This is a genomic window from Streptomyces sp. NPDC090088 (assembly GCF_044747345.1).
In the GTDB taxonomy this organism is placed as follows: domain Bacteria; phylum Actinomycetota; class Actinomycetes; order Streptomycetales; family Streptomycetaceae; genus Streptomyces.
The window spans coordinates 555,524-575,209 of record NZ_JBIVDZ010000007.1; the positions used below are offsets into that span (position 1 = coordinate 555,524).

A 19,686-nucleotide genomic window follows, 5' to 3' on the forward strand; every position below is an offset into this window, starting at 1 on the left:
GCGGTTCATGTCCGTCCCTCCCCCCACTGCCACGGTTCCCGCCATCGAGGCGGAGAACGTCGTCAAGACCTATCCCGGAGGCGTCCGCGCCCTCGACGGGCTCTCCTTCACCGTCGAACCCGGCCGGGTCTTCGGGCTCCTCGGCCCCAACGGCGCCGGCAAGTCCACCACCATGAAGATCCTCACCACCCTGACCCGCCCGGACTCCGGAGCCGTACGGGTCGCCGGACACGACGTGCTGCGCCACCCCGACCGGGTGCGCCGTGCCATCGGCGTCGTCGCCCAGCGCTCCGGTGCCGACCCGATGACCAGCGGGCGCGACAACCTCACCCTCCAGGGCCGGCTGTACGGCCTGCGCGGTGGCCCGCTCCGGCACCGGGTGGCGGAACTGCTCGACCGGTTCGGCCTCGGCCACGCCGCCGGACGGGAGGTGCGCACCTACTCGGGAGGCATGCGGCGCCGGCTGGACATCGCCCTAGGCCTGGTGCACACCCCCCGGATGCTCTTCCTCGACGAGCCCACGACCGGCCTCGACCCCGAGTCCCGAACGGCGATGTGGGACGAGATCCAGGGACTGGTCGCCGATCACCCGTTGACCGTCCTGCTGACCACCCATCACCTGGAGGAGGCGGACCGGCTCGCCCAGCGCCTGGCCATCGTGGACCACGGGCGGATCGTCGTCACGGGCACCCCGGAAGAACTGAAGGGCGGACTGCGGGGCGACGCCGTACGCATCGACCTGGCCACCACGCCCGACCACGAGGACGGACGGCTCGCCTGCCGGATGCTCGCCGCGCTGCCGTCCCTGCGTGAGGTCACCGTCGTGGGACGGCGGTTGAACGCCCGCGCGGACGACGGCGCCGCCGCGGTGCCCGCGGCCCTCACCGCGCTCGACCGGGCCGGACTGCCCGTCGCCGCCGTCACCGTCGCCCGGCCCTCGCTGGACGACGTGTACCTGCGGCACGTCGGCCGCGGTGCCCCGGCGCCCACCGAGCCGAGCGGAGTCCCCGCGTGAAGCGCGTGCTGCGGGACACCTGGTGGCTGACCCACCGGCGGCTCGGCGTGGTCGTACGGCAACCCGGCTACCTGGTCATCACCATGGTCCAGCCGGTCGTCTGGCTCTTCCTGTTCGGGAGCCTGTTCCAGCGCGTCGTCGAACTGCCCGGCTTCGGCGCGGCCTCCTACCTGGACTACCTCGTGCCCGGCATCGTCGTGATGAACGCCCTCTCCTTCAACTCCTGGGCGGGCATGGGCACCCTGGACGAGATCGAACGCGGCACCCTCGACCGCTTCCTGATCACCCCGGTGCGCCGTGGCGCACTGGTGAGCTGTGTCGTGGTGGAACACGCGCTCAGCACGGTCGTGCAGTCCCTGATCATCGTGCTGCTCGGCCTCGCCGGCGGCGCGCACTACGCGGGCGGCGCCCCGGGCGTCGCCGTGCTGATCACGGCCGCCGTGCTGCTCGGCATGGCCCTCAGCGCCCTCTCGCACACCTTCGGCCTGCTGGTCCGGCGGCGCGAGACCGTCATCGCGCTCAACACCTTCCTGCTGCTGCCCCTCACCTTCCTGTCGACGGCCTTCATGTCGGCCCGCCTGATGCCGCGCTGGATGCGCGAGGTCGCCGTCCGCAACCCGGTCGACTGGGCCCTGGTCGCCGGGCGTTCGGCTCTCGCCGCCGACCCCGGCCGGACGGCCGCCCTCACCCGACTCGGCGGCCTCGCTCTGCTGGCCGCGCTGATGGTCGGCGTGTGCCTGCTGGCGTTCCGCGCCTACCGGAAATCCGTCTGATCAGCCCTTCCCCCCCCGGTTTCCCCCCGGTTCTTCCTCCCCGGTTCCCCCCCGTCCTCGTGATGAAGAGGCATGCCCCCATGCACCCTGTCACCGCCCGCCACCCGGAGTCAGAGTCCGCCGAGTCCGCCGAGTCCGCCGAGTCCGTCGAGGGCGTCGATCCCGCCTGCTCCGCCCACATCCCCGCCGCCGCGATGCTCGCCGGCGACTGGATCCCGCTGCGTCGCACGCCCGGCGGAGTCCTGGTCGCCGGCGCCGGTGGGGCGCCGGACCTGAGCGCCTGGTTCCCCGGCGAGACCCTGGTGTTCCGCGAGACCCCCCGGCGCGAGATCCAGGAACTGATCGTCGACACCCGCCTCGACGAGGTCGCCGACGACATGGCCAACGCGTTCACCCGTGCCCACCCCGAGCACGCCGCCCGCACCGGGGTGCGGCCCTGGCAGCGGGCCGCCGGCTGGGCCCTGCTCCTCGTGGTCGCCGGCGCGCTCCTGACCGGCGGCCTCGACGTCGTCGTGGCGACCGTCGCCGGGTTCTTCGCCCTCGGCCTGCTGTTCAAGCTGTTCCTCGCGACGGTGTCGGCGCAGTCCCCGCCCGCCCCCGGCCGCGAACTGCCCGACGCCGAACTGCCCACCTACACCGTCCTGGTGCCGGCCTACCAGGAGGAGGAGGTCATCGGCGACACCGTGCGCTGGCTGGCCGACCTGGACTACCCCCGGGACAAGCTGGAGATCCTGGTCCTGGTGGAGCGGCGCGACGAGGCCACGGCCTGTGCCGTACGGGCCGTACAGCCCCCGGACTTCGTCCGCGTCGTCCCGCTGGCGCCGGGCCCGCCGCAGACCAAGCCGCGCTCCTGCAACCTCGGGCTGATGCTGGCCCGCGGCGAGCTGCTGGTGATCTTCGACGCCGAGGACCGGCCGGAGCGCGACCAGTTACGGAAGGTCGCCGGGCAGTTCGCGGCCGGCGGTGACCGGCTCGCCTGCGTGCAGGCCAAGTTGAACTACTACAACGAGCGCCGCAACACGCTGACCCGGCTGTTCAGCCTGGAGTACGCGTTCTGGTTCGACCTGATGCTGCCGGGCCTGGCCCGCCTCGGCCTGCCCGTGCCGCTCGGGGGCACGAGCAACCACCTGCGCACCGAGGTACTGCGCCGGGTCGGCGGCTGGGACGCCTGGAACGTCACCGAGGACGCCGATCTCGGGCTGCGGCTCGCGGCCACCGGCCACCGGGTCGACATCGCCGACTCCACCACCTGGGAGGAGTGCCCCGCGCGGCCCTGGGCCTGGATCACGCAGCGCACCCGCTGGCTCAAGGGCTATCTGCTCACCGGGCTCGTCTACACCCGGCGCCCCGCCGACACCCTGCGACGCTTCGGCCGGTCCGGTCTGGTGTCCCTGCTCGGCATCGTCCTCGGCACCCCGCTCGTCTTCATGTGCTGGCCGTGCGCCTTCCTGCTGGCGGGGGCCGCCTGGGCGGGGCGGTCCGGCTGCGCGCTCCCGGCGGTCGCCATGTGGGGGAGCACCGGGCTCATGGCCCTGGGGATGATCATGGCCGCCCGCAGGCGCCGGATGTCCTGGTGGACGGCGGCGCTGCTCCCCGCCTACTGGCTCCTGCACGCCTTCGCCGCCTGGCGCGGGCTGTGGCAGCTGATCCGGGCGCCCTTCAAGTGGGAGAAGACCGCCCACGGAACCGCCCCCAAGGGGCCCGAGCGCTCCGCTTGAGGTACGGCGATGAACCGCGATCTGCTGCCGTTGCCCCGTTGCCCCGTTGCCCCGTTGCCCCGTTGCCCCGTTGCCCCGTTGCCCCGTCGGCCCGTCGGCCCGTCGGCCCGTCGGCCCGTCGGCCCGTCGGCCCGTCGGCCCATCGGTCTCCCGGTCGTCCGCGCTCCTCGATGTCAGCTCGCGCGTACCGGGCGCCACAGCCCGCTCGTCCGTGCCAGCACCCGCGGCTTGCGGCCGCGGTGGGCGAAGGCGAGGGCGAGGTCGGCGGCGCGGGCCACGCCGTCGCCCTCGGCCCGGACCGCGCGGCCGAGATCCGCCGCGGCCTGCACCGGTCCGGGCTCCCGCAGACGACGCAGCGCGCCCGCCAGGCGCTCCGCGTCCAGGCCGTGCAGCGGCAGGTGCAGTCCCACGCCCCGTCGCCGCACCAGCTCGCCCCACATCGGCTGGTCGAGCGAGACCGCGGCCACCAGGGCGGGTATGCCCGCCCGGATCACCGACCCGGTGGTCCCGGAGCCGCCGTGGTACACGGCGAGCCGGCAGCGGGGGAGCAGTGCGCTGTGGTCGGCGCTGTCCACCACTCGGATCCGAGACGGGTCGCCGACGGCGTCGGCGGGCAGCCCGGCCCATCCGGCGGTCACCACGGCACGCAGCCCCAGTTCCCCGGTGGCCCGCTCGATGGTGGCGAGCACGCCGGCCGGATCGGCCACCGGCATGCTGCCGAAGCCGAAGTACGCGGGTGCGTCCCCGGCGTCCAGCCAGTTCTCCAGGCCGGGGTCCAGGCCGTGTTCCGCGGCCAGCGCCCGGTCCTGGCCCGCCATCTCCAGCCATCCGGCGAACGGCCGGTACGAGGGCCACTCGACGCCGGGCACCATGAGCCTGCTGTAGGCCTGGATCTCCAGGGCGCCGAGCATCCGGGCGCGCAGCGGGGTCGACAGGTCCGTGGGGGCCAGCCCGAAGGCCGCGCGCAGCTTGTTGACACCCTCGCGGCGCAGCTCCCACGACGCGTTCTCGTAGTCGACGTGCGTCTGCCAGTTGGCGCCGGGGACGTCGGACACCTCGCTGGTCACGAAGGGGTTCGGCACCGCGTGGTTGGCCCGCGCCGGGAACAGGTGCAGCAGGGCCAGCGGGATCCGGCGGGCCTCGGCGATCAGTACCGCCAGGTCCTCGGTCAGCGAACCGGAGACGATCAGGTCGGCGCCCTCGCAGGCCCGGTACAGGGTGCGGGCGATGTCGGCGGTGTGGGCCGCCATCACCTTGCGCAGCCCGGCGAGGAACTCCACGCTGTCGCCCGAGGTCACCCAGCTCCGCTCCGGCGCCGGGCGGGACAGGTACTCCCGCCAGTCCACCGGCAGTCGCTCCAGCGGCAGACCGGCGGCGCGCACCATGCCGGCGGAGCCGGCCGGGACGGCGAGGACGGGCGTGTGGCCGCGCCGGACGAGTTCCCGGGCGAGCGCGACCAGCGGCTGGACGTCACCGCGGGTGCCGTGGGTCATCAGGACGATACGCAGAGCCTTCATGTCGTGGTCACCTTTCGAGCGTGCTTTCGTACGCCTCTCCGTGGCTGCTTCCGTGTGCCGGAACGTGACGGCAACACGGGGCACGGGCCGCCACGGTTCGGCCCCGGTGCAGTGGGACGAACCACACCGGCGGGCGGGAACCGGCGTCGCACACGACGCGTCCCGCGCCGGCGTAAACCTCCGCCGGGCGAATCGTCATCCGCCGTTTACACGTGCCAAATCAACGGCGAAAGAAAAGTCATGAAAATTAACAGTCGTATACGGGGAAAGTCTCCCGGTGTCGCCGGAGGTGTCGTGCGGATACGCCCCGGAGAACTCGTCTCCTTTCTTGGGAAACGCACAGCAAAAAGCGGCCCGAATGCCCATGTAGGGCGCACCCAATGTCCGGATTGCCGACGGAAAACCAGTTCAAGGGGGCGGAGTTGGTCGTTCCGGTCCCCGTTGACAATGGACTGGACCACCCGTAGGTTCTTGACTGTGCAACAACGCCTGGCTGACCTTTCGCCGGCGTGATCAGTCTTTTGGTGTTCCCCTTCACAGGACGGCCCAATGACGTTTGTCACCGCACAGCGAAATTCCCTGCTCTCCGCCCTACGGGATCTCTACGAAAAGGATCCGGACAGGCTTCTTTTCACCTTTGTCGACGACGACGGCGAGGACGCCGAGACGCTTCGCGCGGGAGAACTCACCGAGGCGGTCGACGGCATCGCCGGCTCCCTGACCTCATGGGGACTGGCCCCCGGTGACCGTGCGGTGCTGGTCTATCCGCCCTCGCTCGACTTCGTGAAGGCCTTCATGGGCTGCCTGGCGGCCGGCGTCCTGCCGGTGCCGGTCTACCCCCCGAACCCGTTCCGGCTCACCCGCGACCTGGCCGGTTTCAACGCCATCGTCGAGAGCTCCGGCGCCAAGGCCGCCCTCACCAACGGTCTCTTCGACCGTACCCGCCGGGCCGGTTCCGTCGGCCGGCTGCTCGGCCGCTCCGAGCACCACTGGCCCCGCATCCCCTGGTACCGCACCGACCGCCGCCCCGGTCGCCGGGGCCGGACCGACTGCGACCCCGACGCCTGGTACCGGCCCGCCGACCCGGCCGAGACCGCGTTCCTGCAGTACACCTCCGGCTCCACCGGAACGCCCAAGGGCGTCATGGTCACCCACGGCAACCTCGTCCACGAGATCGCCGCCAACGTGGTCGACCTGCGCCTCGACGACGACACCAGAGGTGTGTTCTGGCTCCCGCAGTACCACGACATGGGTCTGATCAACGTCATCCTCAGCACCGCCGTCGGCAACTCGACGACCCACATCCTGTCGCCGCTCACCTTCCTGCAGCGGCCCTCGATCTGGCTCGACGTCATGTCCCGGGTCCGGGCCACCATCACCTCGGCACCGAACTTCGCCTACGACCTCGCGGTCCGCAAGACCACCCCCGAGATGCGCGCGGGCTGGGACCTCTCCGCCCTGGAGATGGCGATCACCGCCGCCGAACCGATCCGCACCCGCACGATCCGCGCCTTCCTCGACGCGTTCGCCGTCACCAAGGTCCGGCCCGACGTCTTCTACGGCGCCTACGGCCTCGCCGAGAACACCGCGAGCGTCACCAACCGCGGCCAGGGTGTGCTGCGGCTGGACAAACAGGCGCTGGCCGAGGGAGACGTCGTACCCGTCGAGGAGGGCGCCCCCGGCCTCGGCCGCCATGCCGAGTTCCACGGCTGCGGCTTCTCCAGCAAGCCGGGGGACCGCATCCGGATCGTCGACCCGGAGACCGCAACGCCCTGCCCGCCCACGCGAGTCGGCGAGATCTGGGTGCGCTCGTCCACCACCGCCGCCGGCTACTGGGACCGCCCCGAGGCGACCCGCGAGATCTTCCACGCCACCGTCGACGGGGACGACGACCCGACCGGGTACCTGCGCACCGGCGACCTCGGTTTCCTGCACGAGGGCCAGCTCTTCATGACCGGCCGGATCAAGGACCTGATCATCGTCCGGGGCCGCAACGTCTACCCCTCCGACATCGAGGACAGCGTCCGGGAGTGCCACCCGGACATACGGCCCGGCGGCATCGTGGCCTTCGCCCTGGGCCCGGACGAGACGTTCCCCGGGGACGTGCGGGGCGACGACGACACCGAACGCCTGGTCGTCCTCGCCGAGACCGGCCGCAAGCGGATGGACGCCGACCTCGCCGCCGAGATCTGCGCGAGCGTCCGCAAGTTCGTCTACGCCGACCACCACCTCTCCTGCCACACCGTCGTCCTGGGCCGGCCCGGCCTGGTCCGCAAGACCACCAGCGGCAAGGTGCGGCGCCGGGTGTGCAAGGCGGCCCTGCTGAGCGGCGAGATCGACCGTGAGCCCGGCACCCTCCTGGTGTCGGTGCAGCGCAACGAGACCTTCAGCCAGTCCACCGAGGGACCCTCATGAACCCCGACAACGGCCTGCTCCTCGCGACCGGCCCCCGCGACCCGCGGATGTACGAGGTCGACGACGACTTCCGGCGCGTCCTGATCGACATGTCCGCGCTCACCGTGGCCTCCGCCGGCCGCCGGGACCGCTTCTTCCACGCCACCTCCACCGCGGCCCGCGGCACCCTCACCCTGCTCGACACCCCGCACCTGCCCGCCCACGGCTTCCTGCGCCCCGGCCGCGGCTTCCCCGTCCTCGCCCGCTACAGCAACTCCGTGGGCACCGACGACGTCAAGCCGACGGTCCGGGGCCTCACACTCCGGCTGCTGGAGGGTGAGGCCGGTCTGCTCGACCTCACCTTCAACACCGGCCCCACCTTCTTCGCCTCCACCGCCGAGACCTTCCGCCGCAGCTTCGGCACTCCCGAGGAACGGGCCGGCGTCATCGCCGAGAAGCCCGAGGTCCGGTCCGTCATCTGGAACAACATCAGGACCGCGGGCTCCTACGCCACCTACGACTTCCACTCCCAGGTACCCCAGGGGTTCGTCGCCGCCGACGGCCGCCAGTGGCTCATCCGCTTCCGCGTCCACCCCGCCGACGAGCCGCTGGTACGGGGCGACTTCGACCACGGCGACCTGTGGTGGCCGCCGGACGCGCCGAACGAGATACCCCGCCCGCCCGGCGACACCCGCGAACCCGGCTTCCTCCGTGAGGAGTTGCGCACCCGCCTGCGCACCACCGGAGTCCGCTGCGTCCTCCAGGCCCAGCTCCACCCCCTGGACGGCACCCCCGGCACCACCGCGACCGCCCTCGACCCGGCCCGCCCCTGGGACGAGGGCCGCTGCCCCTGGTTCGACCTCGGTGACCTGCGCCTGGACACCCTCGCCGACGACGACACGGTCGACCGGACCGCCTTCGACCCCGGCCTGGCCCCGCCCGACCTCGGCATCGCCCTCGCCCGCTCGCCGTACACCACCGCCTCCCTGGGCCACCTGCGGGCGCTGATCTACCAGGCCGCCTCCCACGCCCGCCGTGGCGAACGCCAACCGCCCGAGCTGACGCGGCTGTTGACGCCGATCCGCAAGAGCGGCGGGCCGCGCCTGGCCAAGCGCCGGACCGTCGTCGTCGGCGCCGGGCCGAGCGGCCTGACCATCGCCCGCGAACTGGAGCGGGCCGGGCACCTGGTCACCGTCCTGGAGGCCGCGGAGTCGGTGGCCGGCAAGTGCGAGAGCGTGGAGATCGACGGCCACGCCTACGACCTCGGCGGCCACATCTGCACCACCGAGTACGAGCGGGTCGCCGAACTGGCCACCGAACTGGGCGTGTCGACCGAGCCGACGACGCCGTACCGGATCCTCGACACCGAGCGGGGCACCACGGCCCCGCAGGACACCTCCTTCTTCCGCACGGACGCCTTCCGCCGCTACCAGGCCCTGCGCGAACGGGAGTTCCCGCGCATCGGCGAGCCGGGACTCGCGCACTCCGCGAAGGCGCTCGCCGCCCCCGTACGGGAGTGGCTGGCCGAGCACGGCCTGGAGTCCATGGCCGCGTCCTTCGGCACCGGCTACACGGCGGCCGGCTACGGCTACCCGGACGACGACGTGCCCGCGCTGTACTTCGTCAAGTACGCCGAAATGACAGGCCTGTTGGGCAACAAGCCCGAACTCCTGGGCCACCCGGGCGCGTTCACCGTCAAGGGCGGCTTCGCCACCCTGTGGCGCCGGGTCGCCGAGGAACTGCGGGACCTGCGGCTCGGGGTGCGCGTCGAGGCGGTCGAGCGGCACCCGGACGGCGTACGGGTGCGCACGGACAGGGAGTTGATCGAGGCCGACGACCTGGTGCTCACCGTCGCCCTGGACCGGATGCTGCCGGTCCTGGACGCCACCGAGGACGAACGCGCCCTCGCCGCCCGCATCAGGAGCAACGCGTACCACACGACCGTCGCCACCGCCGCGGGCCTGCCCGACTCCGCCTTCCACTTCCTCAAGCAGCACAACGACAGCAGCACCGCCACCGGCCACTGCGTCGCCTACCACCACCGCTACCCGGACAGCGACGTCCACACCTTCTACTCCTACGGCGACCCCGAGGGCGTCTCCGACGACGTCTCCGAGCGGCTGCGGGACGACATCGCGGCCCTCGGCGGCCGGCTCAAGGAGACGCACCTGCACCGGGCATGGTCGTTCATGCCGCACTTCGGCAGTGCCGACCTGAGCGCCGGCGTCCTGGACCGCCTGGAGGCGATGCAGGGCCGCCACCACACCTACTACGCGGGCGGTCTGCCCTCCTTCGAACTGGTCGAGTGCGTGGTCGCCCAGGCCCAGGAGCTGGCCCGCCGGCACTTCGCGACCCCGGACCGCTCCACGGCCACCGCTCCGGCCCAGCAGACGTCCACGCCCGCCGACGGCCCGACCGCGGCCGTCGTACGCGACTGGCTGGTCACCCACATCGCCGCCGAACTGCGGCTGCCGGAAGCCGAGTTGGACACCTCCCGGCCGCTGGAGGAGTACGCCCTGGAGTCGCTGTCCGTGGCGGCGCTCCAGGCGCGGCTCTCCGACTGGCTCGGATACCGCATCCCGCACACCCTGTTCCTGGAGGTACCCACCATCGACGCGGCAGCCCGCCACCTCGCGGAACCCGAGACCCCGGTCGCCGAGCACCCCGCCCCGCCGCCCGGCCACCTGCTCCCGCTGAACTCGCCCCGCCCCTTCTTCTGCGCGGGCGGCATCGGCGGGTCCGCGCTCTATCTGACCTCGCTGGCCCGCGCGCTGGGCGACGCCCGCCCCTGCTACGCCTTCGAGGCCCCGGGCCTGGACGGCAAGGAGGAGCCCCTCGACGACCTGGAGGAGCTCGCGGTCCTCTTCGCCGACGACGTCCAGCGCGTCCAGCCGCACGGCCCGTACCTCCTCGGCGGCCACTCCCTCGGCGGGATGATCGCCTACGAGGCGGCACGGCAGCTGCGGGAACGCGGTGAGCCGGTCCACCGGGTCGTCCTGTACGACACCTACGTACCGCTGCCCGGCCGGGGCGCGCCCGCCGACGACGACCTGCGGTCGGTGGAGGAACTCCTGGCACTGCGTCACATGGTCTGCCTGGCCCTGGACGCCTGCGGCTGCGGTGTCGACCGGTCCCGGCCCCTCGACGAGCAGGGCGCGCAGATCGCCCGCGCGCTCGGGGCCCGCGACCCGGAGTCGTACGAGACCCACCTCGTCGACCTGGTGGCCACCTACCAGGCGGGCCTGCGCGCCTTCGCGCTCTACGAGCCGCAGCCCTCGGACCTGTCCGTGGTCCTGGTCAAGCCGGAGGCCGGATTCGCACCGCTGACCCCGGAGGATCACCGCGTCCCGATGCACTTCGACGCGCCGAACGGCTGGGACACCGTCGACCTGGGTGACCTGTCCGTCATCCCCGTCACCGGCAACCACTTCACCCTCTTCATGCGGCCGCACCTGAAGGCCGTCGCCGAGGCCACCCGGATCAGCCTGGAGCGCGCCGGATGACCGGCGCGCCGTCCCCCACCGTCCCGCACTACGACCCGACCGACCCCGCCGTCCAGGCGGACCCCTACCCGCTCTACCGCACCCTGCGCGAGACCGACCCCGTGCACTGGAACCCACCCGGCTTCTGGTTCCTCACGCGCCACGCGGACGTGCACACGCTGCTGCGCGACCCCCGGCTCGGGGCCGACAACGGGGGCGGCACCGCCCCCGACGGCGAGGCGCACACCGAGCGGATGGCGGGCGGCGACACCCCGTCCATGATCCTCATGGACCCGCCCGGCCACACCCGGCTGCGCGCCCTCGTCAACAAGGTGTTCACCCCCCGGTCCATCGCCTACCTGCACGAGCGGATCGAGCGGATCACCGACCGGCTGCTGGACGACTGGGGGACGGGGGAGGGCGACTTCGTCGCGGACTTCGCCTACCCGCTGCCCCTGGCGGTCATCTGCGAGATGCTCGGCGTGCCCGAGGCCGACCGCGACGACGTCCGCGACTGGTCGGAGGACATGGCCCACCTCGTCGATCCCGTCGTCACCCCCGAGACGGTGGCCCGTGGGCTGCGCGGCCGACGCCGGATCGTGGCGTACTTCCGGGACCTGGTCGCCGAACGCCGCCGGGCGCCGGGCCAGGACATCCTCAGCGGGCTCATCCGAGCCGAGACCGAGGGCGACCGGCTCAGCTCCGACGAACTCCTCTCCACCGCCGCCCTGTTGGTGGTCGCCGGGCACGAGACCACCGCCAACATGATCGCCAACGGCATGCTGGCGCTGCTGCGCCACCCCGGCCAGCTGGCGCTGCTGCGCTCGTCAGGGCCGGACCTGGTGCCCCCGGCGGTCGAGGAGATGCTGCGCTACGACGGCCCCGCCCAGGCCGTGGGACGGCGCGCCCTGACCGACCTCGACCTGCACGGGGTGCGCGTGCCGCGCGGCGCCCGGCTGGTCCTCAGCCTCGGCGCGGCCAACCGGGACCCGGAGCGGTTCCCCGCCCCGGACCGGTTCGACATCGCCCGCCGTGACAACCGGCACCTGGCGCTGAGCGGCGGCGCGCACTTCTGCGTCGGCGCGCCGCTCGCCCGGATGGAGGCGACCGTCGCCTTCACCGCACTGCTGCGCCGCCACCCGCACCTCCGGCTCGCGGCGGAGCCGCGGTGGCGGGAGCGGACGGGCCTGCGCGGCCTGCGCGAACTCCGGGTCCGGCTCTGAGCGCCCCTGCGACACCGACACAGACCCAGAAAGGCATGCCATGTACCCCCCGACCACCACAGTGCTGCCCACGGCTCCTGTCGATGCCCGACCGGGCTCCGCCCTCGGCGACGTTCCGCCGGGCTCCGCCCCCGCCGGTGCCGCGCCGGGCTCCGGCCCCGTGGATCTCCCGGCGGGCTTCGCCCCGGCCGACATCACGGCGGCCGTCCGCTCGGTCCGGCGGCCCGTCCGCGTCGTGCGGGACCCGGACAGCGGCCGGCTGGGGGTCGGCGGTCCCGGCGAGGCCGTCGGGACGGTGCCTCCGCTGTACCCGGAATGGCTGGGCGACCGGTCCTTCGCCGAGACCCACGGCACCCGATTCGCCTATGTCGCCGGTGAGATGGCCAACGGCATCGCCACCACCCGGCTGGTCACCGCCATGGCCCGCGCCGACCTGCTCGGCTTCTTCGGCGCCGGGGGACTCGCCCCCGAGCGGGTCGAGGCCGCCGTGGACGACCTCGTCACCACCCTCGGCGACCGCCCCAACTGGGGCGTGAACCTGATCCACTCGCCGAACGAACCCGCCGTGGAGAACCGCGTCGCGGACCTGCTCCTGCGCCGCGGTGTGCCGATCGTGTCCGCCTCGGCGTTCATGGACCTCACCCCGGCGGTCGTCCGCTGCTCGGCCACCGGGCTGCGCGCGGACCACACCGGCCGGGTGGTCCGCCGGACCCGGGTGTTCGCCAAGGTGTCCCGGCCGGAGGTGGCCGCGAAGTTCATGTCACCCGCACCGGCCGACCTACTCGACCACCTGGTCGGAGCAGGTCAGTTGACGCCCGACGAGGCCCGGCTCGCGGCCCGGGTGCCGGTCGCCGAGGACATCACGGCCGAGGGCGACAGCGGCGGGCACACCGACCACCGTCCCCTGGTCTCCCTGCTGCCCGTCCTGCTCGCCCTGCGCGACGAGATCACCGCCCGATACGGCTACGACCGTCCGGTCCGGGTCGGCGCGGCCGGCGGTCTCGGCACCCCGGCGAGCGTGGCCGCCGCCCACGCCCTGGGCGCCGCCTACGTCGTCACCGGCACCGTCAACCAGATCGCCGACGAGGCCGGGATCTCCGAGGACGCCAAGGAACTCCTCGCCGGGGCCGACCTCGCCGACGTGAGCACGGCGCCGGCCGCCGACATGTTCGAGCTCGGCGCCAAGGTCCAGGTGCTGCGCCGGCGCACGATGTTCGCCAACCGGGGCAGCCGCCTGTACGAGATCTACCGCACCTACCCCTCCCTGGACGCGCTGCCGGCCGAGGAGCGCGAGCGGCTGGAACGCCAGGTGCTCGGCGCCTCCCTCGACGACGTCTGGAGCGAGGTGCTGCGGTTCTGGCAGCGCCGCGACCCGGCCGAGATCGCCCGCGCCGAGCGGGACCCCAAGCACCGGATGGCCCTGGTCTTCCGCTGGTACCTCGGCCTGTCCAGCCGCTGGGCCATCGACGGCGACCCGGCCCGCCGGGCCGACTACCAGATCTGGTGCGGGCCCGCCATGGGCGCCTTCAACCGCTGGACCGCCGGCAGCTTCCTCGCCGGGCCCGGCGGCCGTCCCGCCGTACAGATCGCCCGCAACCTGCTGGAGGGCGCGGCGGTGTTCACCCGCGCGCACCAGCTGCGCACCCACGGAGTGCCGGTGCCCCCGGAGGCGTTCGTCTTCGCACCGCGCCCGCTCTCCTGAACAACTCCCCGGCTTCCCCCACCTGTTCGCACCCCCTGCCATCCCTGTCGGCTTTGCCATGCCTCAGAACCCGAGGTGGAAACGATGCCCGAACCCCATCGCCCCGCGCAGACACCCATCGCCATCGTCGGCGCCGGAGCACTGCTGCCCGGCTCGCCCGACGTCGCCGGCTTCTGGCGCACCGTCGTGACCGGGCGGGACCTGATCACGGACGTACCGCCCACCCACTGGCTCGTCGAGGACTACTACGACCCGGACCCCGCCGCCCCCGACCGCACCTACGGCCGCCGCGGAGCCTTCCTCGACCCCGTCGACTTCCCCGCCCTCACCTACGGCGTGCCCCCCAACACCCTGGAGGCGACCGACACCTCCCAGCTGCTCGCCCTGATGGTCGCCGACCAGGTGCTGACCGACGCCACCGGCGGCGACCTGACGGTCCTGGACCGCGACCGGGTCAGCGTGATGCTCGGCACCGGCGCGCTGGAACTGCTCTACAGCATGTCCAACCGGCTGCAACGCCCCGTCTGGCTCAAGGCGTTGCGGGAGCACGGCGTGCCCGAGCCGGACGCCCAGGCCATCTGCGAGCGCATCGCCGGTCACTACGTGCCCTGGCAGGAGGCGACCTTCCCCGGACTGCTCAGCAACGTGGTGGCCGGACGCATCGCCAACAAGTTCGACCTGCACGGCACCAACCACACCACGGACGCGGCCTGCGCCAGCTCGCTCGCCGCGCTGTCCGCCGCCGTCAACGAACTCGCCCTCGGCAAGGCCGACATGGCGATCGCGGGCGGGGTCGACACCCTCAACGACATCGTCATGTACATGTGCTTCTCGAAGACGCCGGCGCTGTCCCCGACCGGCGACTGCCGCCCCTTCTCCGACGCGGCCGACGGCACCGTCCTCGGCGAGGGCCTCGTCATGCTCGCCCTGAAGCGGCTGACCGACGCCGAGCGCGACGGCGACCGGATCTACGCCGTGCTGCGCGGCATCGGCAGCTCCTCCGACGGCCGCGCCACCGCCGTCTACGCCCCGCTGCCGGAGGGCCAGGCCCGGGCCGTCCGGCGGGCCTACGAGTCCGCGGGCTACGGCCCCGACACCGTCGAGCTCGTCGAGGCGCACGGCACCGGCACCCGGGCCGGGGACCTCGCCGAGTACACCGGACTGCGCGAGGTGCTCGGCGAGACCGGCCGCCAGGACGGCCCCTGGTGCGCGCTCGGCTCCGTCAAGTCGCAGATCGGCCACACCAAGTCCGCCGCCGGTGCGGCCGGCCTGCTCAAGGCGGCCCTGGCCGTGCACCACCGGGTGCTGCCGCCCACCATCAAGGTCGAACGCCCCCACCCGAGACTCGACCTCGGCAGCGGGCCCCTCTACCTCAACACCGAGGCCCGCCCCTGGGTACGCGACCCGTCCCACCCGCGCCGGGCCGCCGTCTCCAGCTTCGGCTTCGGCGGCAGCAACTTCCACCTCACCCTGGAGGAGTACGTCCCGGGGGACCCGGGGGAGGGGAGCGCGGCCCGACGCGCCCCGCTGCTGCGTACCGCTCCCACGGAACTGGTCCTGCTGGCCGCCGACTCCACGGCGGAGTTGCTGGCGGGCATGGAGCAACTCGCCACCGAGGCAAGGGACTTGCCTGTCGTCGCCCTCGGGGCACAACTCGCCTTCGACTCCGCACGGCCTCATCGGCTCGCCGTCACCGCCGAGAGCACGGCCGACCTCGCCGACAAGCTGCGCCAGGCGGCCGCGCTCGTCGTCAAGGGGACCGGCTTCTCCACACCCGACGGCATCCACTACGCGACCGGCCCCACCGCCCCCGGCCGGGTCGCCTTCCTCTTCTCCGGGCAGGGCAGCCAGTACGTCGGCATGGGCGCCGACGTGACCATGCACCTCCCGCAGGCGCAGGCCGCCTGGGACCGGGCGGCGGGCCTTCCGGTCGGGGACCGCCCGCTGCACCGGGTCGTCTTCCCCGCCCCGGTCTTCGACGACGCCGACCGCGCGGCCCAGCAGGCCCTCCTGACCGAGACCGAGTGGGCCCAACCCGCCCTCGCCGTGCAGAGTCTGGCGCTGCTGTCGGTCCTCGACGCGGTCGGCGTCCGGGCCGACTGCCTCGCCGGGCACAGCTTCGGCGAGCTGACCGCGCTGCACGCGGCCGGCGTCTTCGACGCGGACACCCTGGTCCGGATGGCGCGCAGACGCGGTGAGCTGATGCGCGACGCGGCGGCGACAGCCGGCGCGATGCTCGCGGTGGCGGGCTCGGCCGACGAGATCGAGGCCGCGCTGCCCACTCCGTTCCCGGCCGGGCTCTGGGTCGCCAACCACAACAGCCCCCGGCAGACGGTCCTCTCGGGCACCGAGGAGGCGATCGAAGCGGCCGAGCGCGGGCTCTTCGCCGCCGGGCTCACCGCGAAGCGGCTGCACGCCGCCACCGGCTTCCACAGTCCGCTGGTGGCACCGGCCGGCGGGCCCTTCCTGGACTTCCTGCGCGAACTGCCCTTCGCCGAAGCCCGGTCGGAGGTGTACGGCAACACCGACGCGGACCGCTACCCGGCCGACCCGGACGCGATCCGGCACCGCGTCGCCGAACACCTGGCCCGGCCGGTGCGGTTCGCCGAGCAGATCGAGGCCATGTACGCCGCCGGCGTCCGCACCTTCGTCGAGGTCGGGGCCGGTGCCGTGCTCACCCGGCTGACCGGTGAGATCCTCGGCGACCGGCCGCACCTCGCCGTGAGCCTCGACGCCAAGGGCCGCAACGGCCTGACCAGCCTGCACGACGCGCTGGGCCGCCTGGCCCTGCGGGGGCTGGAAGTGGACTTCGCGGCGCTGTGGGCGCCGTACGACATCGACGACCGTGCACAAGCGGCAGAAGCGACCGGCCGGAGGCCCCAGATGACCACCCCGATCCAGGGCACCAACCACGGGCGCCCCTACCCCCCGGCGGGCGGCGCGTCCGAACTCCCGCCGCCGAACCCGGTCCCGGCTCCGGTCCCGGCGCAGGTCCCGGCAGCCGTCGTACCCGCCGCGGTGTCGGCGGCACACCCCGTCGTGGCCGCCCAGCAGCAGACCGCCGAAGCGCACGCCCGCTATCAGCAGCAGGCCGCCGACGCCCATGCGACCTACCAACGGCTCATGGCGGAGAGCCACTTGGCGTTCCTCCGCGCCTTCGAGGGCTCGTACGGCGGCGGTGTGTATCCGGCCCCGGCACCGGTCCCCGCACCGGTCTCAGGGGTCCCGGTAGCCGTACCTGTACCTGTTCCCGCCTTCGTCCCCGCGCCCCCTGCCGTGGACGTGACCCCGATCGCTCCGCCACCCGCTCCGGCCCCCGCCGCCGCTCCTGCCGTCGACCTGGAGGACCTGCTCCTGTCGATCGTGGCCGACAAGACCGGCTACCCGGTGGAGATGCTGGCATCGGACATGGACCTGGAGGCGGACCTCGGGGTCGATTCGATCAAGCGGGTGCAGATCCTGTCGGCGCTGCGGACCGAGGCGCCGGACCTGCCCGCCGTGGAGACCTCGGAGCTGGGCCGGCTGCGGACGGTCGGGGACATCGTCGGCAAGCTGCGCGACGGCGACGCTCCCGAGGCTCCCCGGCCCACTCCCGACGCCCCCGCCTCCGCCCCCATCCCCACCCCCGTTCCCCTGGCCCACCACGCCGTACGAGCCGTTCCAGCCCCCGCGTCCGGCCTGGAACCGGCCGGACTGGACGGCGGGACGCTGGCCGTCACGGACGACGGCACGGGCGTCGCCCCGCACATCGTCCGGCTCCTGACCGGCCACGGCCTGTCGGCCACGGTCGTCACCGAGGTACCGGACGACGCCCACGGTGTCGTCTTCCTCGGCGGACCGCAGGGGACGGCGACACCCGACGACGCGCTCGCCGTCCACCACGCGGCGTTCCGCGCCGCCCGGACCGTGGCGCCCCGCTTCGAGAACGGCACCGGCGTGTTCGTCACCGTGCAGGACACCGGCGGGGACTTCGGCACCGGTGGCCGTGCCGGGACCGGGGCCTGGGCGGGCGGGCTCGCCGCGCTCACCCGGACCGCCGCCCGGGAGTGGCCCGGCGTCTCGGCCAAGGCGATCGACTGCGCACGCGAGGGCCGTACGGTGGAGGCCGTCGCCGAGGCCGTCGTACGGGAACTGCTCACCGGCGGGGACACCGTGGACGTCGGGCTGCGCGCCGACGGCACCCGGCTGACGCTCCGCGATGTCGAGATCACCGGACCGGGCGAGTCCGGCGCGGAGGACGGGACCGTCGGACCCGACTCGGTGATCGTCGCGACCGGCGGGGCGCGCGGGGTCACCGCGGCCTCGCTGCTGGCCCTCGCCCGCGCCCACCAGCCACGTATCGCGCTGCTCGGCCGCAGCCCCCTGGACGACGAACCCGCCGACCTGCGTGGAGCGGCCGACGAGCCGGCGCTCCGGCGCGCGGTGATCGAGCGGGGCGGCGGCAGCCCCGCCGAGGTGCGCGCCACCGTGGCGGCGGTACTGGCCGCCCGTGAAGTGCGGGCCACGCTGGCCGCGTTGGAGGAGGCCGGTTCCAAGGTCCGCTACCTCGCCGTGGACGTACGGGACGAGACGGCCCTGGCCGGGGCCCTGGACGAGATCCGCGAGGAATGGGGGCCGGTCACCGGGATCGTGCACGGCGCCGGAGTGCTCGCGGACAAGCGGCTCGGCGACAAGACCGACGCCGATTTCGACCGCGTCTTCGACACCAAGGCCCGGGGACTGCGGGCACTGCTCGCCGCCACCGCCGACGACCCGCTCGACGCGCTGTGCGTGTTCTCGTCGGTCGCCGCCCGCCACGGCAACGCGGGCCAGAGCGACTACGCCATGGCGAACGAGGTGCTCAACCAGGTCGCCCTCGCCGAACGGGCCGCCCGGCCGGGGTGCCGGGTGAGCGCGATCGCCTGGGGCCCCTGGCAGGGCGGCATGGTCGGGCCCGAGCTGGAGGAGCACTTCCGCGGCCAGGGCATCGAGCCGATCCCGGTGGACGCGGGCGCGCGGGCCTTCGTACGACTCTTCACGGCCCCCGGCCCCGACACCCAGGTCGTGGTGGCGGGCCGGGGCGCGGCCGAGGCCTTCGCCGGCCCGGCGCGCGGCGGGACGGCGCCCTCGGTACGGCTGACCGCCGGCTCCCATCCCCACCTGCTCGACCACTCCATCGCCGGTACCCCCGTGCTGCCCCTGGCCATGGCCCTGGAATGGTTCACCGGCGCTGCGGGGACCGGGCTGCGGAACGTGAACGTGCTGCGCAGGGTGGCCCTGGACGACCTGGCCGGCACCGGCCACCGCCTCGCCGTGGAGCGGCGGCACGACGACTCGCTCCGCCTCCTCGGTGCCACCGGCGTGGCCCACTACAGCGCCGAGGCCGCGGCGGCCTCCGAGCCCACGGCCTGGACCGCACCGGCCGATCTGCGGCCCGTGCAGCGTGCCGAGATCTACGACGGCCGGGTCCTCTTCCACGGCCCCCGCTTCCAGGCCCTGCGCTCGATCGACGGAATCTCGCCCAGCGGGGCGTCGGGCACCCTGAGCGGGCTGCTCGAACTGGGCTGGGACGCCGGACGGCCGTGGTGGACCGACCCGGCCGTCATCGACGGCGGACTCCAACTGGCCGTGCTGTGGGCGGAGTCGGCGCTCGGCGGGGCGACGCTGCCGATGTCCGCCGACGCGTTCCGGCCGCATCGCACCGGGCCGGCCACCGGTCCGGTCCGCTGCCTGGTCCGGAAGGTGGACGTCCGGGACGACAGCGCCCGATGCGACCTCGGTCTTCTCGACGAGGACGGCACCGTACGCGCCGAACTGCTCGGCGTGACCCTCGTCCTGCGCCCCTCCTGACCGGCCGCCACCGGAGAGCGAGACAGCACACAC

At 73.6% G+C, this 19,686-nt stretch carries 9 protein-coding genes; 8 read left to right on the top strand and 1 reads right to left on the bottom strand.

Features of this window, described 5'->3' with window-relative positions:
- Nucleotides 1–7: 7 nt before the first annotated feature.
- The 3 genes from ACIPSJ_RS33465 to ACIPSJ_RS33475 all read left to right on the top strand — a co-directional run bounded on the left by ACIPSJ_RS33465 (nt 8) and on the right by ACIPSJ_RS33475 (nt 3,506).
- Entirely contained in the window at nt 8–1,015 is a 1,008-nt protein-coding gene (locus ACIPSJ_RS33465; protein ID WP_401351413.1) for an ATP-binding cassette domain-containing protein, read from the top strand.
- On the top strand, nt 1,012–1,788 hold the full coding sequence (locus ACIPSJ_RS33470; RefSeq protein WP_401351415.1) for an ABC transporter permease: 777 nt from the start codon (nt 1,012–1,014) through the stop codon (nt 1,786–1,788). Before ACIPSJ_RS33465 ends, ACIPSJ_RS33470 begins: the two co-directional genes overlap by 4 nt.
- 80 nt (nt 1,789–1,868) lie before the next feature.
- Nucleotides 1,869–3,506 (top strand): glycosyltransferase, encoded by a 1,638-nt coding sequence (locus ACIPSJ_RS33475; protein ID WP_401351416.1) that lies wholly within the window; start codon nt 1,869–1,871, stop codon nt 3,504–3,506.
- 173 nt (nt 3,507–3,679) lie between these two features.
- Here the strand turns inward: ACIPSJ_RS33475 and ACIPSJ_RS33480 are convergent, their stop codons facing one another.
- The gene (locus ACIPSJ_RS33480) at nt 3,680–5,023 is read right to left on the bottom strand and encodes a glycosyltransferase (protein ID WP_401351418.1); all 1,344 of its coding nucleotides are present in this window, start codon (nt 5,021–5,023) and stop codon (nt 3,680–3,682) included.
- A 549-nt stretch (nt 5,024–5,572) separates the two neighbouring features.
- On the opposite strand from ACIPSJ_RS33480, the gene ACIPSJ_RS33485 reads away from it, so the two are divergent.
- From ACIPSJ_RS33485 to ACIPSJ_RS33505, 5 genes are all read left to right on the top strand, one after another.
- Nucleotides 5,573–7,438: a fatty acyl-AMP ligase gene (locus ACIPSJ_RS33485; RefSeq protein WP_401351420.1), complete on the top strand. Its 1,866-nt coding sequence runs from the start codon at nt 5,573–5,575 to the stop codon at nt 7,436–7,438.
- The gene (locus ACIPSJ_RS33490) at nt 7,435–10,920 is read left to right on the top strand and encodes an alpha/beta fold hydrolase (RefSeq protein ID WP_401351421.1); all 3,486 of its coding nucleotides are present in this window, start codon (nt 7,435–7,437) and stop codon (nt 10,918–10,920) included. The genes ACIPSJ_RS33485 and ACIPSJ_RS33490 overlap by 4 nt, the downstream gene beginning before the upstream one ends.
- On the top strand, nt 10,917–12,122 hold the full coding sequence (locus ACIPSJ_RS33495; RefSeq protein WP_401351423.1) for a cytochrome P450: 1,206 nt from the start codon (nt 10,917–10,919) through the stop codon (nt 12,120–12,122). The genes ACIPSJ_RS33490 and ACIPSJ_RS33495 overlap by 4 nt, the downstream gene beginning before the upstream one ends.
- Nucleotides 12,123–12,162: 40 nt before the next feature.
- Nucleotides 12,163–13,824, top strand: a complete 1,662-nt coding sequence (locus ACIPSJ_RS33500) for a PfaD family polyunsaturated fatty acid/polyketide biosynthesis protein (RefSeq protein ID WP_401351424.1) — start codon at nt 12,163–12,165, stop codon at nt 13,822–13,824.
- A gap of 84 nt (nt 13,825–13,908) precedes the next feature.
- Nucleotides 13,909–19,653, top strand: coding sequence for an SDR family oxidoreductase (locus ACIPSJ_RS33505; protein ID WP_401351426.1), 5,745 nt, complete (start codon nt 13,909–13,911; stop codon nt 19,651–19,653).
- Nucleotides 19,654–19,686 lie beyond the last annotated feature (33 nt).